This window comes from Kitasatospora sp. HPM-01-4 (assembly GCF_051374625.1).
In the GTDB taxonomy this organism is placed as follows: domain Bacteria; phylum Actinomycetota; class Actinomycetes; order Streptomycetales; family Streptomycetaceae; genus Kitasatospora.
The window spans coordinates 6,036,451-6,050,974 of record NZ_JBPQGP010000005.1; the positions used below are offsets into that span (position 1 = coordinate 6,036,451).

The following is a 14,524-nucleotide window of genomic DNA, read 5'->3' on the forward strand; positions in this document are numbered from 1 at the left end:
TTGACCGCAGCACCGCATGTCGAAGCCGCCCCCTGGACCGGCCGGTGGGTCACCGACCGGCTCGGCCTGAAGCTCACCGGCTCACCCGCACTGCCCGAGCTGATCGGCATCGCCCTGCGGGCGAACAACCCCCGGCGCGCCCACCTGCTGGTCTCCCGAGTGCTCGGCAAGCACATTCCGCAGCACCCCGCCGTGGTGCACCAGGCCGGTGTCGAACTCGGCCACCGGGTAAGGGAGTTGCTTGGCCCCGTGGAAGCCGGCCGGGCGGTCGTGCTCGGCTACGCCGAGACCGCCACCGCCCTCGGACACAGCGTCGCCGACGGCCTCGGCGCCCCGTACCTGCACTCCACCCGGCGACCGGTCGAGGGCGTGGCACCGGCCGGCGGCTTCGAGGAGGAGCACTCGCACGCCACCTCGCACCTGCTGCTCCCCGAGGACCCGGCCCTGCTCGCGGGTGACGGTCCGCTGGTACTGGTGGACGACGAGTTCTCCACCGGCACCACCGTGCTCAACACCATCCGCGCACTGCACGCCGACCACCCGCGATCGCGCTACGTCGTGGTCGCCCTGGTCGACCTGCGCACCGAGGCGGACCGCGGCAGGCTGGCCGAGGCGGCCGCCGGACTCGGCGCCCGGGTGGACCTGGTGGCCACCGCGGCCGGCGGCGTCCGGCTGCCCGCCGGCCTGCTGCCCAGGGCCCAGGAGCTGATCGCCGCCACCGACCCCGGCGACGGCCTTCCGGACGGTCCGCTCGCGCCGGTCGTCCGCGCCCGGCTCGACTGGCCCGAGGGCCTGCCCGAAGGCGGCCGCCACGGCTTCACCCGGGCACACCGCGGGTCGCTGGAGGCGGCGCTGCCCCGGCTCGCCGCCGGACTGGCGCCGCTGCTGGCCGGACACCGCCGAATCCTGGTGCTCGGCTTCGAGGAGCTGATGTACGTTCCGCTGCGGATCGCCGACCAGCTCGCCTCACAGCTGGGACCGGAAGGGCGGATACGGTTCTCCACGACCACCCGCTCGCCCGTGCTGCCCGTGGACGACCCCGGCTACCCGATCCGCACCAGGCTCACGTTCCCCGCGCACGACGCGCCCGCGGACCGCGCCACCGAGCGCTACGCCTACAACGTCGCCCCCGGGAGCGACCCGGACCGCCGCTTCGACGCGATCGTCCTGGTGGTGGACGAGAAGGCCGACACCCCCGCCCTGCACGAGGGCGAGCGGGCGCTGCTCCAGCAGCTGCGCCGGGTCACCGACCAGGTGGTGCTCGCCGTTCTGCCCTCGTACCGCCCCCGGACACCGTGACGATGCCCCACCGTCCGATGATCGTCCGCACACCACCGCAAAGGCCCGCCATGCCCACTGCCACCAGCGCGCTTCCCGGCACACTGCCCGTCGCGCGTCCGCTGTCCGACACGCGTCCGCTGTCCGACACGCGTCCGCTGCCCGCCACGCGTCCGCTGTCCGGACCCGCCTTCTCCTCGTATCCGGCCGAGGAGGTCACCTGGCTGCTCAAGGACCTCTCCGAGGTCCGGCTGGAGGCGCCGACGGAGGAGCGGGAGGAGGCCGTGCAGTCGGGCGGCGCGCACTACGCCGAGTCGCTGCCCGTCGAGTACCAGCCCGGCCCCGAGTACCAGGAGCTGTTCCGGCAGGCGCTGGCCGCCTCCGCCCGGCGGGTCGCGCTGGCCGTCGGCACGGTCGCCGAGACGCTGGTCCGCGAGCGCGGCCGGGATCTCGTCCTCGCCTCGCTCGCTCGGGCCGGCACCCCCGTCGGCATCCTGGTCAGACGCTGGCTGGCCGTCGCCCACGGACTGGACACCCGGCACTACACGCTCTCCATCGTGCGGGGCCGGGGTGTCGACCGGGTCGCGCTGCGCCACCTCGCCGCCCATCACGACCCGGCAGCCGTGGTGTTCGTGGACGGCTGGACCGGCAAGGGCGCCATCACTCGTGAACTCACCGCCGCCCTGGCGGACACCCCCTTCGACCCCGGACTCGCGGTACTCGCCGACCCCGGCCGCTGCGTGCGCACCTACGGCACCCGCGAGGACTTCCTGATCCCCTCGGCCTGCCTCAACTCCACGGTCTCCGGCCTGGTTTCACGCACCGTACTGCGCGACGACCTGATCGGACCGGACGAGTTCCACGGTGCGAAGTTCTACCGCGAGCTGGCCGCAGCCGACGTCTCGGCCGACTTCCTGGCCGCCGTGACCGGGCACTTCACCGCCGTACGGAGCGAGGCCGAGGCCTCGGCCGCCCGCCTTGCCACCGACGGTGACCGCACGCCGGACTGGGCCGGCTGGGCCGCCGTCGAGCGAATAAGCACCGAGTACGGCATCGACAACGTGAACCTGGTCAAGCCGGGCGTCGGCGAGACCACCCGGGTCATGCTCCGCCGCGTTCCCTGGCGAATCCTCGCCCGGCGCGGAGCCGGTGCGGACCTCGACCACGTACGGCTGCTCGCCGACCAGCGCGGCGTACCCGTGGAGGAGGTGGACCGGCTTCCGTACAGCTGCGTCGGCCTGATCCACCCCCGGTTCAGCCGAGGCGCGACCGGCGCCGACGGTCTGGCGGTGGGTGCGGTGGATGCGGTGGGTGCGGTGGCCGGTGTCGGCGGGGGAGTGTCCGGATGAGTGGTCCGATGGGCGGTCCGACAGGCGGTCCGACGGGCGCCGCCGGGAATTCGACGGACGGCGTGGCGGGGCGTCGGTTCATCGTCGCCAGTGACCTCGACCGCACCCTGATCTACTCCAGCCGGGCCCTCGCCCCGGACGTCCCCGACCGTCCGGTGCCCCGGCTGCTCCCGGTCGAGGTGCTCGACGGCCGCGCGTTCTCCTTCATGACCGAGCACGCCGCCCGGCTCCTCACCGAACTGGTCGGGGCGGCCCTGTTCGTCCCCGCCACCACCCGCACCACGGCCCAGTACGAGCGGGTCAACCTGCCCGGGCCGACGCCCGGTTGGACCCCTTCGTACGCAATCTGTGCCAACGGCGGCCAGTTGCTGGTGAACGGCGTGCCCGACCGGGACTGGCAGGCCGAGGTGCGGTCCCGACTCGCCTTGGGCAGCGTGCCGTTGGACGAGGTGGTGCACCATCTCGCGGCCGTCGCCGACCCCGAGTGGACCCGTAAGCGCCGCATCGCCGACCACCTCTTCGCCTACCTGGTCGTCGAGCGCGCCGAACTGCCTGACGGCTGGCTGGCGGAGCTCACCGGCTGGTGCGCCGAACGCGGCTGGACGGTCTCCCTGCAGGGCCGCAAGGTGTACGCGGTGCCCGCCCCGCTCACCAAGAGCGCCGCCCTCACCGAGGTCGAGCGGCGGACCGGCCCCGCGACCGTCCTCACCGCCGGCGACTCCCTGCTGGACGCCGACCTCCTGCTCGCCGCCGACCACGCCTGGCGCCCCGGCCACGGTGAACTCGCCGACACCGGCTGGACGGCCCCCCAGGTCACCGCCCTCCCCCAGGAGGGGGTGGCGGCAGGGGAGGAGATCATCCGCCGCTTCCTGGCCCCGGTCCGGTCCGGGACGGGGACGGCCGTCGGGGGCTGAAGGGCGCGGGGCGGGCGCGGGGGATACGGCGTGCGGGGCTCGGGTCTCGGGGCTCGGGCTGTACGCGTGCCGCGAGGGCTCGCGACCTGCCCCGGGACGGCTCGGGCAGTCACAGCCAGGCCTCGCCACCGACCGGTCGGAAGACCGGCCGGCCCACGGTCCGCCGGGCTGTCAGCTCACCGGTTGGCTCACCCGCCCGTCGGTGCGCTTGTCGGACGGTGGGTCAGCCGGTCCTCTGATGGAGTGCCCGATCGGTCAGCCGGTCGGCGGGTCAGCCGGTCGGCCGGTCGGCGGGTCAGCCGGTCGGCTGGCCAACCGACTGGTCCGCGTCAGCGGCAGCAGCCTCCGCCGCAGCACCCACCGCCCCCGCCTCCGGCGGACGGCATCGACGCGGCGGCGGCCGCACCGCCCGTCACCGCGACGGTGGAGAGCAGCTTGACGGTGTCGGTGTGCCCCTCCGGGCAGACGGCCGGGTCATTGGCCTGCGCCATGGCGCGGCGGAGTTCGAAGGTGGCCCCGCAGGAGCGGCAGCGGAAGTCGTAGCGTGGCATACCCGGCAGCGTACCGAGCCCGCCGTCCCGGCCGCAGTCCTACGGGACCACCGGTCCCGCGCCGCCGGCAGGCGTCCCTGCCCGAACCGGCCGGCCGCCGGTCGGCTTCCTGACCAGACCAGCCGGCCGCCGTCCCGACGGCGGCCTCAGCGGCTGCCCCGGATCATCGCCACCACTTGGGCCGCGGTCTCCCGAACCCCCTCCAGCTCGGTGAGGAAGTGCCAGTAGTCGGGGTGCCGTCCGGACGACTCCAGTTCCGCGACCGCACGGTCCAGGCGGAGGACCGCCGCATCGAGCGGACCCGCGTGCCGGGGGTCCGGGGTCAGCCGCCCGGCCATCGCAAGCCGCTGGGCGTCGCGCAGCGCGAAGCGGCTCCGCTCGATGTCCCGCTGCGGGTCGGCCGACACCTCGTTGAGCTGTCGCAGCCGGTCGTGCGCCATCGCCACCGAGCCGTCCGCCGTCTCCAGCAGCGCCCGCACGGTACCGATCGCCCCGGTGGCGTCCGCCCAGCGCTGCTCCTCCCTGGCCCGGGCAGCCTCGTCCAGTTTCTGCCGCGCCGTCCGTACCGCCTCGGCCGTCCGGTCCGGCACCCGCTGCAGGTCCTGCCAGCATTCGCTGCTGAACCGCCGCCGCAGTTCGCTCAGCACCGGCCCGACCGTACCCGCCCGGGTCTCCAGCGCCTGGATCCTGGTCCGCAGGCTGGCCACCCGCTGGTCGATCTCCCGGGCCTTCGCCGGCCGCTGCTCGGCCGAACCGCGGATCGCGTCCGCGCGCAGCATCACGTCCTCCGCCCGCTGGAGCGTCGCCGCCACCCCGTGCCGGGCGGCCCCCTCGTTGAGCCTGGTCAGCTCGGGTGCCAGCTCGGCCAGCAGCGCCGCCAGGTCGTCCGCCCGCAGTCCCGCCGCCCGTACGTCCTCCAACGCGGTGGTCGCCGCCAGCAGGGACTGCCTGGCCTTCTCGACCGCCGGAGTGACCCTGACCAGCCGCGCCTCGGCCTGCTGGACCACCGGCTGAACCCGCTCCAGAAACCTCGCCAGTTCGGCCCGCTCACCGGCGATCCGGTGCTGCGACTGCTCCAGCGCCTGGCGGGCCCGGGTCGCGGTGGCGGAATCCAAGCCCTCGGCGTCCGGGTCGAAGGCGTCCAGCGCGGCCAGGTACTCGGCACTCACCGCATCCACCCGCGCGGAGATCTGCCGGTACTCGGCGAGCACCTGCTCGGCGGCCTTCCCCTCGGCCGCCGCCCGCACGGTCTCCACGGCCAGCTCGGCCTCGCGCTGCGCGCTGTCCAGTTCGTAGAACGCCTGCTGCGCGGCATCCCGGGCCGCCCTGGCCGCCTCGCGCTGGCTGTCGCTCCGCCGCCACCAGCCGCCCCGCCCGCCGCCACCGCCGGCCACCCTCACGCCACCGCTCCCTGCTCAGCACCGAACGCCCGATCTGCTCCATTCTCGCGGATCACCACAACCCCCCGTCTCGCCCGCCCGCCCCTTGCCACCACCCCTCCCCACCCCCTCCCACGGAAAGCCTGCGGCGAACCACCCACCGGACGGGGTATCGTTGTCCCTCGTCGTACGCCTCCGGTTCTCCCGGAGTGCGTGATGGCACGGGTGCATAGCTCAGCGGTAGAGCGCTGCTCTTACAAAGCAGATGTCGGCGGTTCGAAACCGTCTGCGCCCACAGCTCTGACCAGCATGAAAGCCCCTGACCAAGATCGGTCAGGGGCTTTTTCATGATCGAATGGGAGAATTTTGGGAGATCAACTTCAGGCGGCCTGAGCGGCCTTCCCCGCCCTCTCCCACCGGGCCTGCAGCGCCTCCAAGCGGTGCTGACGCATCTGCGGCGTGACGTGTTCGTACGTGCCCTCGATATCGGCCACCGCCCAACCCAAGGTCGAGAAGCGCAGCGCCCGGTCGACCCGGTCATCCTTCATCCACGTGCTGTGGGTGTGGCGGGCGCCGCGCATCGTGAAGCCGGGCAGGATCGGCTCCCATGCCTCGCGCGGAGCGTGGCCCCGCGAGGCCGGCAACGCGGTGCGGCCATCGGCGGCCGGGCGCAACTGCTGCCGCGTGAAGTTCCCACGACGCCACCACTGCCCGCCCGGGGTGAAGAACACGAACTCATGCTTCCAATCCGCCAGATGGCGCGTCAGCAGCTCAACGAGGAACGGCGGCACGTCGACCTCGCGCGCGCTCGTGCGGTTCTTCGGCGGATCGAGAAACAGCTCAACCCGGTGCTTCGGCTCCTTCTTGGCCCGGGGAGTCTTGCCGGCCTGGATCGCCCGCTCGATCCGGGTGGCCTCGCGCTGCCGCCACTCCTCGATCTCATCGTCGGTCAACTCGAACTCGACTTCGTGAAGAGCACCCTTCCGTGGGTCGATCCGGAGCACGTAGCGCTCGAAGGTCTCGCCATCGACGCGATCAGCTCGCAGCAGCAGGCAGTTGTCCCTGTGAAGTCCGGCCAGCTCGCCCCAGCGCAGCCCGGTCCAGGCAGCGGTGATGACCATCAACCCGGCCACACCGCCGAGACGCTCCCCGATCTGCCGTGCCTCGTGAGGCTGTGCCCAGATCTCTTCGTCCTGCGGGATATCGATGCTCCGGCCGGTGCGCCGGTTCCGCTTGAACAGCGGGTTGCCGAGCAGGTACCCGGCATCCACGGCACCGGTGAGGATCATGCTGAGCAGGGTCAGGGCGTGCCCAACGGTGGCGGGAGAGCAGGTCTGGCGGGCCCCCCACGCCTTCGCTGCGAACAGATTGATCTGGTTGATCGGGGTGTGCTCCCACTCGGGCAGCAGATGGGTGTTCAGCAGGCGGCGCCGCTTGGCGACCGTACCGGGTGCGACCTTCTGGGCATCCATCCATGTCGGGGCCCACTCGCCAAGAGTCATCTTGGCCTTTCGCGGGTCGTACGTCGGGTTGTGGCGAAGAATGGCCTCCTGCTCCTCGCCCCATTCCTTCGCGGCCCGTTTCGTTGGGAACCCCGGTTCGGACCCGTAGGTGCCATCGCCCTGCTTGTACCGTACCCGCCAGCCCTTGCCGTGCTTCTCGGCGTACGCCAACAGAACCCCCCTGAACGTGAAGTGATGAGTGAATGAGCCGCGGCGCTCCTGGTGGCGCAACGCGACGTGAAGCCCGGGTGGGAAGGGCTATGCGGCAGCAGCCGGTGAGCCAGCGTTGAGCAGCGTCTGGCGTACGACCTCGGCGGCCGCGAGAGCGTCAGGGGTGTTCCTGACCCAGATGGTGTACGGGCCGTCAGCCGGACCGTCTACCCACCACTGGACATGGTGGGGGAGTGCGTCGACGGGGACGAGGCGAACCCGTTCGTCGTGCATGGTGCATGCCCTTCAGTACCTGGTATCGGTGCCCCCTCTCCAGGTACTGACATCACATCACAGAGCGGCGTCATTCGTAAGCGCTTTGCAAAAATAGGTCAAACGTTCGGTTGCTCGTTGTTGCGCTGCAGATGAAGTCGCTTCCACTCCTCCAGCGCGGCCTGGATCTCGTCCTCGCTGGCGTCCTCGGGGACGAGCGGGATCATCACGACGCTGAGGCGTCCAGCGGCGGGCAGGTCGAGTACCGCGCCGTCCAGCACCTGTCCTGCGGCCAGCTCGCGGCGGATCCGCAGTGAAAGGCCGGCAAGCGCATCGGCGCTAGCCCCGGGTTCCGCCGGAGCCTCGGCTGCCGCGCCCGTGGTCGGCTTCCCGCCGTCCAGGACAGCCTTCACGCTTTCCGGCGTCCAGCCGAGCGCACTGCCCACCCGATCGGCAGCAAGCGAATGGCGCGTGCGCTGCTTCCCACCCTCCAGCTGCCGGATGGTGGCGACGGACACCTGAGAGCGATTGGCGAGCTCCTGCTGAGTCCATCCAATGGCGTCCCGGGCATCACGAATCGCTACTCCGAGACGCACCCAGTCCATGCTCATGCGCACATCATGCCCCATCTGTAGGCAACACCGGTACGCGATCGGGCCTATTTGGCCGGTTCTACCGCTCCTGAGTGTTGCCCGCGGCCGCAGTCGACCACCACCTAAGTGCGATCGAATGCCACTGGATAGCTTCTGGCCGCCATTGAATCCATTGCAAGCGCTACTTAATAGCGCTACTGTCTCTCTCGTGACACCGAACGGGTACGCAATCAGGGCCGTCCGGGAGGCGCGGGGCTACTCCATGCGTCGGGTTGCGGGCATGGCCGGGACACACCGGAGCACCATCCTGCGAATCGAGCGCGAGCAACGTGGAGCCAGCCCCGCGGTTCTCCAGAGGATCGCGGACGCCCTCGGTGTGCCCATCCAGGCCATCACGAGGGAGAGACAGGAATGACCACACCGACGATCGCCCCGTCGGCCGGGATCGCCCCGGAGCTGCTGGCGCAGATCGTGGCGGCCACCATCGCCGCTCTCGGCGTCCAGCCCGCCACGGACAACCCGCTCCGGCTGTACACGCCGGAGCAGACCGCCGACCTCCTCGGCATGACCCCGTACTGGGTGGAGGAGCGGGTACGCGCCGGAACGATTCCGCACAAGCGGCTCGGCCGCTTCGTCCGCTTCAGTGCCGCGCAGATCGCGCAGATCGGCGACGAGATCGACCCGGCGACCCGCAGGGCCCGGCCGCGCACCCGCCGCGCCGCCTGACCTGCTGGCAGCAAATCGGGCCGCCCGGGGGGCAACCCGGAACGGCCCAGCAGCCCACCGATCAACCCAACGATGAAGGAGGTAAGGCCGCGTGATGCAGCCTACCGAACTCCAGCTCCAGGCCGATGCGCTCGCCGTGATCGCCGAGCTGACCGCCGCCGCCATCAAGGCCGGCGCCCCGCCGATCGCCCCCGCGTGGACCATCAATGGCGGATGGGTGGCCGGGCACTTCCGCAGCGCCGACGACAGCGCCCTGCGCACCCTCGACCGCTGGCGTCGCGCCCTCGGCGCGCACCGCGTCGGCTCCTACCCGGCCGCCGGCCCTGAGGGCCCGCTGACCGTCTGGACCGTCACCGGCGTCGTGGGCGAGGTGAGCGTCCAGCTCACCGCGACGATCCCCGCCGGCGCCGCCACCACCCGCCCTGCTGACCGAGAGTTGGTGACCGCATGACCACCCAACGCCAGCAGTACCGCACGGCGCTGGCCACCGCCGAAATCCTCCTGCCGATGCTCAACCCGGCGCCGAACAGCATCAGCATCACCTGCCGCCGGTGGGCGCCGGAGCAGGTCGAGATCGAGGCGTACGCCCACATGGACGTGGAGGCCGTGGCCCGATGGCACGTGGCCGTCGGCGGCGAACTCGTCAGCGAGCCCCACGCTGCCGACCACGTCCGGTGGACCGTGCGCGCCGAGCTCGGCGGGATCCCCCTCGAACTATGGACGCTGGTCGACGCGCCGCCCGAGGTCGAGCCGCTGCCGATGCGCGAGCTGCACACCGATGCCGCGCAGGCCGTCCTCGGCGAGTGGATCGACGCGCACGGCGACCCGGGCGACTGGACCGAGGACATCCGGCTCGCCTACGCCGCGCAGATCGCCGACCTCCGCGCCGGCGCCACGGATGGTGCCGCATGAACACCGAGCCGATCCCCACCGAGCGCCTGGACGCGATCCGCCGCATGGACCTGGCCACGCTGATCCCGCAGTCCCAGCAGTGGCGCCCGGCAACCCAGGCGCAGGCCCGGCGCTGGCTCCAGCTGATGGCGCCGGTACTGCACGAGCTGCTCGACGAGATCGTCGCTCAGGACGCAGACCTCGACGAGGCCGAGGCCGAGATTGCGGAGCTGAGGGCCACATCGCAGGCCCCCACACTGCCTCCCGTCGACCCGGGAACCTCCATCACCCTGCGGCGCCTGGCCAGTGGCCGATGGCAGTTGCGCTGGTACTCCGACAACAAGCGCCGTTCGAAGGCCGTTGGGAGTCGGCCGGCGGCGGAGCGCCTCCGGGCTGTGCTGTACGACCGAGCTCGGAACGGTGGTGGCCGGTGATCGCGCCCCTGCGGATCGTCCGCGTCGACGACCCCCGGCCCGCGCTGGAACTCCAGCGGCCGGACGGCAGCGGCTGGTTCCTCGTCCCGCTGCCGCCCCGGGCCCGACTCCGCCTCCGATACCGGTCCTGGCCCACGCCGCATCTCCGCCTGGAGGACACCCCGCGGCCCAGCTGCCCCGACTGCAACGGCACCGGCGAGATCGAGACCGGCGGCGACGAGGACGGCCCGTACGAGCCGGACCCCTGCCACTGCTGGATGCCCTCGCCCTTCCGAGACCCGGTCATGACGATCCGCCTGCCGCTCTGGGCCGCACACCGCTGGTTCGGCTGGACCGAGCCCGAGTACAGCACCGAGCCCCCGTTCTGACCGCACCCCGGCGGCCGGGCACCGTCCCGGCCGCCGGACAACCCCCGACGAGGACACGTGAGCTACCTGTATCCGTCCGGCGCGCAGGTCATCCTGCCGCCGGGCGCCACCCCCGATGACCCTGCCTGGCACGCCGCGCGCCGCGACGGCCTCGGTGGGTCCGACATGGCCGCGATCTGCGGGCTCGACAAGTACACGTCGCCGCTGGAGATCTGGCACACCAAAACCGGCAGCACGGTGCCGCGCCGCGACGACCCGGTGCTGTCCGAGGCGGCACTGATGGGCCACCTCCTCGAACCCGTCGTCGCCCAGCGATTCAGCGACATCACCGGCCTGCCCGTGTACGACGGCGGCGGCACCATCAAGGCCCTCGACCCGGCATGGGCTCTCGCCAACGTCGACCGGGTCACGCAGGAGAACGGCGAGTACGGCGTCCTGGAGCTCAAAACCCGCAGCTCATACGCACTGGATGAGTGGCTCACCGAGCCGCCCACCGGCCCGTGGCTGCAGGTCCAGCACTACCTCATGGTCACCGGCTGGCGGTACGGCCACATCGCCTGCCTGATCGGCGGCCAGCGGACCATCGTCCACCGGGTCGAGCGTGACGACGACCTGATCGACGGACTCCGCACCATCGGCGCCGAGTTCTGGCAACAGGTCCAGGACGGCACACCGCCGCCCGTCACCGGCAGCGCGGCCTGCACCGACCTGATCAACCGCCTGCACCCGACTCCGACCATCGAGCAGGTGACCGCCGACGCCGCAGAGGTAGGGGCCCTGCTCCGGCAGCGCGCGGCGGCGCTTGCCGAGCTGGCCGCACCAACCGCCGCGATCGACGAGGCCGAGAACCGCCTCCGGGCGATCGCCGGCGACGCCACCGAGGTCCACGTCCGAGGCGAACTCGCCTACAGCTGGCCCCAGTACAGCCGCCGCGGCGCCATCAACTGGCGCCAGCTGGCCAGCGACTACCCGACCGTCGACCTCGACGCCTACCGGGGCCCCGACACCACCTACCGAGTCCTCCGCATCCCTCAGGAGACCCTGTGACCCTCGCCGACGCACGCGCCGCCGTCGCCCAGCGCGCCCAGACCACCAGCCAGCCCGCGCAGCAGGCCCCGGCGACCCTCGCCCAGCAGATCGACCGCATGCGGCCCGAGATCGCCCGCGCCCTGCCCAAGCACATGGACGCCGACCGGATGGCCCGCATCGCCCTAACGACCCTGCGTCGGACGCCGAAGCTGGCCGCCTGCACCCCGGAGTCGTTCCTCGGCGCGCTGATGACCTGCTCGCAGCTCGGAGTCGAGCCCGGCGCAACCGGTGAGGCTTACCTCGTGCCGTACGGCCGGGAGTGCACGTTCATCCTCGGATACAAGGGCATGGCCAAACTGTTCTGGCAGTCCCCGATCGCGCGGAGTCTCGCCGCCGAGGTCGTCTACGAGAACGACCACTTCGAGTGGGAAAAGGGACTCGAACCGCGGCTGGAACACCGGCCGGTCCTCGCCAACCGCGGCCGGCCTGTGGCCTACTACGCCGTCGCCACGACCGTGAACGGCGGCTCCGCCTTCGTCGTGATGTCGCCCGAGGACGTCGAGCAGCACCGCAAGCACTCCAGGTCCGGCAACTCGGGGCCGTGGCGGGATCACTACGACGCCATGGCGAAGAAGACCTGTGTACGCGAGCTGTTCAAGCTGCTGCCGGTGTCCGTCGAGCTCTCGCAGGCGATCGCCCACGACGAATCGATCCGCACTGACCTGGACACTGCGGTGATCGACGTCGAGCCCGAGTACATCCCGGGCGAGCTCGTTCAGGACGGTGCCGAGTGACCCCGACCGAGCGCAGCGACCTTGTCGAGCGACTGCTCCCGATCGCCGCCGGCCTCGCCTGCATCACCCACGGCGACGGGGGCCCGGACGACATCGCCCAGACCCTCGCCGACCTCGACCAGACGGAGCGGGATGCCCTGATCGTCGTCCTCGCCGCCCTGGTCGACCCGGACACCACCATCACGGACGCACTCGGATACGTCACGTGGGACGAGCACGGCCGGCCCAGCGCGCCGATCCGGTCGCCGGAGACCCTGCGCGACATCGCTGTCTACCAGCACGCCCCCAGCGGGGTGCACCAAGCGCTCCAGGCCGAGCAGCAGATGACTGCCCGTGTCCTGCACCGGCAGTACGGCCACGCGCAGACCGACGTCGCGCGCCGTCTCGGCGTCCACGAGCGCACGATCCATCGCTGGGTCAATCCGGCCGCCTGACCCTCCTGTACGGCCCGGGGCGGAGAGGCCCGAACCTCCGCCCCGGGTGACCAACCCCCGCACCGCTAACCGGAAGGCAGCCAGTTGAGCACCGAAGCAGTGAAGTGGGCCATGGACGACGCGCCCATGCTGCTGACCGAGAAGGGCCGGCCGGACACGACTGCCCGGCACGTCCTCCAGGCGCTCGCCGAGCATGCCCACAAGAACGGGACCAGCGCGCACCCCTCGAACCGGCGCCTCCAGTACCGGACTGGGTACGACGAGAGGACCATTCGCCGGGCCTTGCGTCGGCTGGAGGGCGGCGGCCTGATCGCGGCCGACGGCACGGTTGGCGGTCGACAGCGCTGGAACCTGGCGATGCACCTGATCCGGCCCGAGTCGGACTGGACCGACCTCGAAGCGGCCGAGGAACAGATGCGCAAGGCCGCTGCGGAGCGTGTGCGCAGGCACCGGGCAAAGCGCGTAACGGACTCTGCGCCCGTTACTGAAACGGACTCTGAGTGCGTTACCGGGACCGATGTAACGGACTCTGCGCCCGTACGTAACGGACTTGGAGTGCGTTACGAGACCGATGTAACGCACTCAGAGTCCGTACGTAACGCACTCAGTGCCCCCCGAACCATCAGGAACCACCCAACTACAGAACCGTCAGAGAACCACCACCACCCGGACGCCCTGCCCAACCTGCCCGCCGTACCAGCCAGCGCCGAAGCAGACGAGCGGCCCGCATGGCTCCGCCAGCTCCAGGACGCCCTCAGCGCCAACGGCATCAACGTCCCCTGGACGTTCAAGGGCGACGAGGACCTACTCCTCCGGAACGACGTTCAGCGCCTCGGAATCCCGGTCATGGTCCGCTTCGCCGTCCAAGCCGCCCAGGGCGCCCAGCGCGGGCCGTTCAGCAGCCGGTTCTTCTACCCCGGTTGGCGCTCCATCCCGACCCCCGTAGATCCCAACGTCATCCCCATGCAGCCCAAGACCCGCCAGCAGCAGGAAACCGACAGCTGGTTCGACCGGGCCATGGCCCGCGCCCAGGCCCGCGACGAGCAACGCAAGGAAATCTCATGATCGAAACCGAATGGGTCGTCCTGTTCCGGTACGTCCGGGCGATGTTCCCCCAGCAGCGATTCGACGAGTACACCCCCGAAGCCTGGTACGACGTCCTCGGTCAGTACGGCGCTGCCGAGACCCGTGCCGCCATCGCCGCCTGCGCTGCGGCCAAGCCGTTCGTATCCCCGGCCGAGATCGTCGCCGCGATTCGTCAGCATCGTGCTGACGTGGACCGCGACCTCCACGGGGCCGGCCAGTACGCCGAGATCCCCGACGCCGACCCCGACGATGTTCCCGCCTACCTCGCTGCCCTGCGCACGCAGCGCATCCGGGCCGCCGCCGGGGAACCGCTCACCTACCGGCCCAGGCTGGCCATCGCCGCCGCTGGCGTCGGCCGCAAAGTCCCCACCGAGGAACCCGTCCGCCGATCCGGCCCGCGCAGCATCCGCTGCCCCCAGTGCAGCGCCGAACCCGGCAAGTCCTGCCGGACCACCGTTCTCGGGCGCCGCATGGCTGACGTCCATCCCTCCCGCCTCGACGCCGCCAAGAGGGCCGCCTGATGGGCCGCCCCATGCCGCCGGGCCTCCGCCCCCAACGGCCGCCCGAGTGGGCCGTCCCCTGCCCGGTCCCCACCTGCAAGGGCCGCCCCGGGAGCCCCTGCACCGGGCTCCGCGGCCGGATCAAGGCGGACGTCCACCCCAGCCGGTACGACGCCTGGATCGTCCAGCAGAACGCCGCATGACGCCCGAGCCGCACCACACCCGCCGCACCCGCCACACACGCCCCAGGAGCCGCAATGCCACCGTCCCGCG

General features: G+C 71.6%; 17 protein-coding genes, 1 tRNA gene and 1 pseudogene. 15 read left to right on the top strand and 4 right to left on the bottom strand.

From position 1 onward, the window contains the following. Positions 1-2,627 (top strand): annotated as a pseudogene (locus ACSMTC_RS26195) (phosphoribosyltransferase). Then, positions 2,624-3,541, top strand: coding sequence for an HAD family hydrolase (locus tag ACSMTC_RS26200; RefSeq protein WP_436562155.1), 918 nt, complete (start codon positions 2,624-2,626; stop codon positions 3,539-3,541). The pseudogene ACSMTC_RS26195 and the gene ACSMTC_RS26200 overlap by 4 nt, the downstream one beginning before the upstream one ends. A 329-nt stretch (positions 3,542-3,870) precedes the next feature. On the opposite strand, the gene ACSMTC_RS26205 is transcribed toward ACSMTC_RS26200, so the two are convergent. Next, positions 3,871-4,092 carry an FmdB family zinc ribbon protein gene (locus tag ACSMTC_RS26205; protein ID WP_436562156.1) on the bottom strand — a complete coding sequence of 74 codons (222 nt, stop codon included), beginning with the start codon at positions 4,090-4,092 and terminating at the stop codon, positions 3,871-3,873. 146 nt (positions 4,093-4,238) lie between these two features. Next, the gene (locus ACSMTC_RS26210; RefSeq protein WP_436562157.1) at positions 4,239-5,492 is read right to left on the bottom strand and encodes a coiled-coil domain-containing protein; all 1,254 of its coding nucleotides are present in this window, start codon (positions 5,490-5,492) and stop codon (positions 4,239-4,241) included. 202 nt (positions 5,493-5,694) lie between these two features. Here ACSMTC_RS26210 and ACSMTC_RS26215 point away from each other — a divergent pair. Continuing rightward, a tRNA-Val gene (locus ACSMTC_RS26215) sits at positions 5,695-5,766 on the top strand. An 85-nt stretch (positions 5,767-5,851) separates the two neighbouring features. Here ACSMTC_RS26215 and ACSMTC_RS26220 read toward each other — a convergent pair. Together ACSMTC_RS26220 and ACSMTC_RS26225 are read right to left on the bottom strand one after the other, a co-directional pair. After that, the gene (locus tag ACSMTC_RS26220; protein WP_436562158.1) at positions 5,852-7,144 is read right to left on the bottom strand and encodes a hypothetical protein; all 1,293 of its coding nucleotides are present in this window, start codon (positions 7,142-7,144) and stop codon (positions 5,852-5,854) included. A 371-nt stretch (positions 7,145-7,515) separates the two neighbouring features. Then, complete coding sequence (locus ACSMTC_RS26225) at positions 7,516-8,007, bottom strand: helix-turn-helix domain-containing protein (protein WP_436562159.1); 492 nt, start codon at positions 8,005-8,007, stop codon at positions 7,516-7,518. 118 nt (positions 8,008-8,125) lie between these two features. On the opposite strand from ACSMTC_RS26225, the gene ACSMTC_RS26230 reads away from it, so the two are divergent. From ACSMTC_RS26230 to ACSMTC_RS26285, 12 genes are all read left to right on the top strand, one after another. Next, the gene (locus ACSMTC_RS26230) at positions 8,126-8,404 is read left to right on the top strand and encodes a helix-turn-helix domain-containing protein (protein WP_436562160.1); all 279 of its coding nucleotides are present in this window, start codon (positions 8,126-8,128) and stop codon (positions 8,402-8,404) included. After that, complete coding sequence (locus ACSMTC_RS26235) at positions 8,401-8,715, top strand: helix-turn-helix domain-containing protein (RefSeq protein WP_436562161.1); 315 nt, start codon at positions 8,401-8,403, stop codon at positions 8,713-8,715. Before ACSMTC_RS26230 ends, ACSMTC_RS26235 begins: the two co-directional genes overlap by 4 nt. 91 nt (positions 8,716-8,806) lie before the next feature. After that, positions 8,807-9,166 carry a hypothetical protein gene (locus ACSMTC_RS26240; protein WP_436562162.1) on the top strand — a complete coding sequence of 120 codons (360 nt, stop codon included), beginning with the start codon at positions 8,807-8,809 and terminating at the stop codon, positions 9,164-9,166. Beyond that, positions 9,163-9,627 (top strand): hypothetical protein, encoded by a 465-nt coding sequence (locus ACSMTC_RS26245; protein ID WP_436562163.1) that lies wholly within the window; start codon positions 9,163-9,165, stop codon positions 9,625-9,627. The genes ACSMTC_RS26240 and ACSMTC_RS26245 overlap by 4 nt, the downstream gene beginning before the upstream one ends. Then, positions 9,624-10,040: a hypothetical protein gene (locus ACSMTC_RS26250; protein WP_436562164.1), complete on the top strand. Its 417-nt coding sequence runs from the start codon at positions 9,624-9,626 to the stop codon at positions 10,038-10,040. Before ACSMTC_RS26245 ends, ACSMTC_RS26250 begins: the two co-directional genes overlap by 4 nt. Then, complete coding sequence (locus ACSMTC_RS26255; RefSeq protein ID WP_436562165.1) at positions 10,037-10,408, top strand: hypothetical protein; 372 nt, start codon at positions 10,037-10,039, stop codon at positions 10,406-10,408. The genes ACSMTC_RS26250 and ACSMTC_RS26255 overlap by 4 nt, the downstream gene beginning before the upstream one ends. A gap of 57 nt (positions 10,409-10,465) precedes the next feature. After that, entirely contained in the window at positions 10,466-11,455 is a 990-nt protein-coding gene (locus ACSMTC_RS26260) for a YqaJ viral recombinase family nuclease (RefSeq protein WP_436562166.1), read from the top strand. Continuing rightward, positions 11,452-12,231, top strand: coding sequence for a recombination protein RecT (recT, locus tag ACSMTC_RS26265; RefSeq protein WP_436562167.1), 780 nt, complete (start codon positions 11,452-11,454; stop codon positions 12,229-12,231). The genes ACSMTC_RS26260 and recT overlap by 4 nt, the downstream gene beginning before the upstream one ends. Then, positions 12,228-12,665: a helix-turn-helix domain-containing protein gene (locus tag ACSMTC_RS26270; RefSeq protein WP_436562168.1), complete on the top strand. Its 438-nt coding sequence runs from the start codon at positions 12,228-12,230 to the stop codon at positions 12,663-12,665. The genes recT and ACSMTC_RS26270 overlap by 4 nt, the downstream gene beginning before the upstream one ends. Before the next feature lie 84 nt (positions 12,666-12,749). Then, positions 12,750-13,730, top strand: coding sequence for a helix-turn-helix domain-containing protein (locus ACSMTC_RS26275; RefSeq protein ID WP_436562169.1), 981 nt, complete (start codon positions 12,750-12,752; stop codon positions 13,728-13,730). Beyond that, positions 13,727-14,272 carry a zinc finger domain-containing protein gene (locus ACSMTC_RS26280; protein ID WP_436562170.1) on the top strand — a complete coding sequence of 182 codons (546 nt, stop codon included), beginning with the start codon at positions 13,727-13,729 and terminating at the stop codon, positions 14,270-14,272. Before ACSMTC_RS26275 ends, ACSMTC_RS26280 begins: the two co-directional genes overlap by 4 nt. Further along, positions 14,272-14,454, top strand: a complete 183-nt coding sequence (locus tag ACSMTC_RS26285; RefSeq protein WP_427392964.1) for a zinc finger domain-containing protein — start codon at positions 14,272-14,274, stop codon at positions 14,452-14,454. The genes ACSMTC_RS26280 and ACSMTC_RS26285 overlap by 1 nt, the downstream gene beginning before the upstream one ends. Positions 14,455-14,524: the final 70 nt, after the last annotated feature.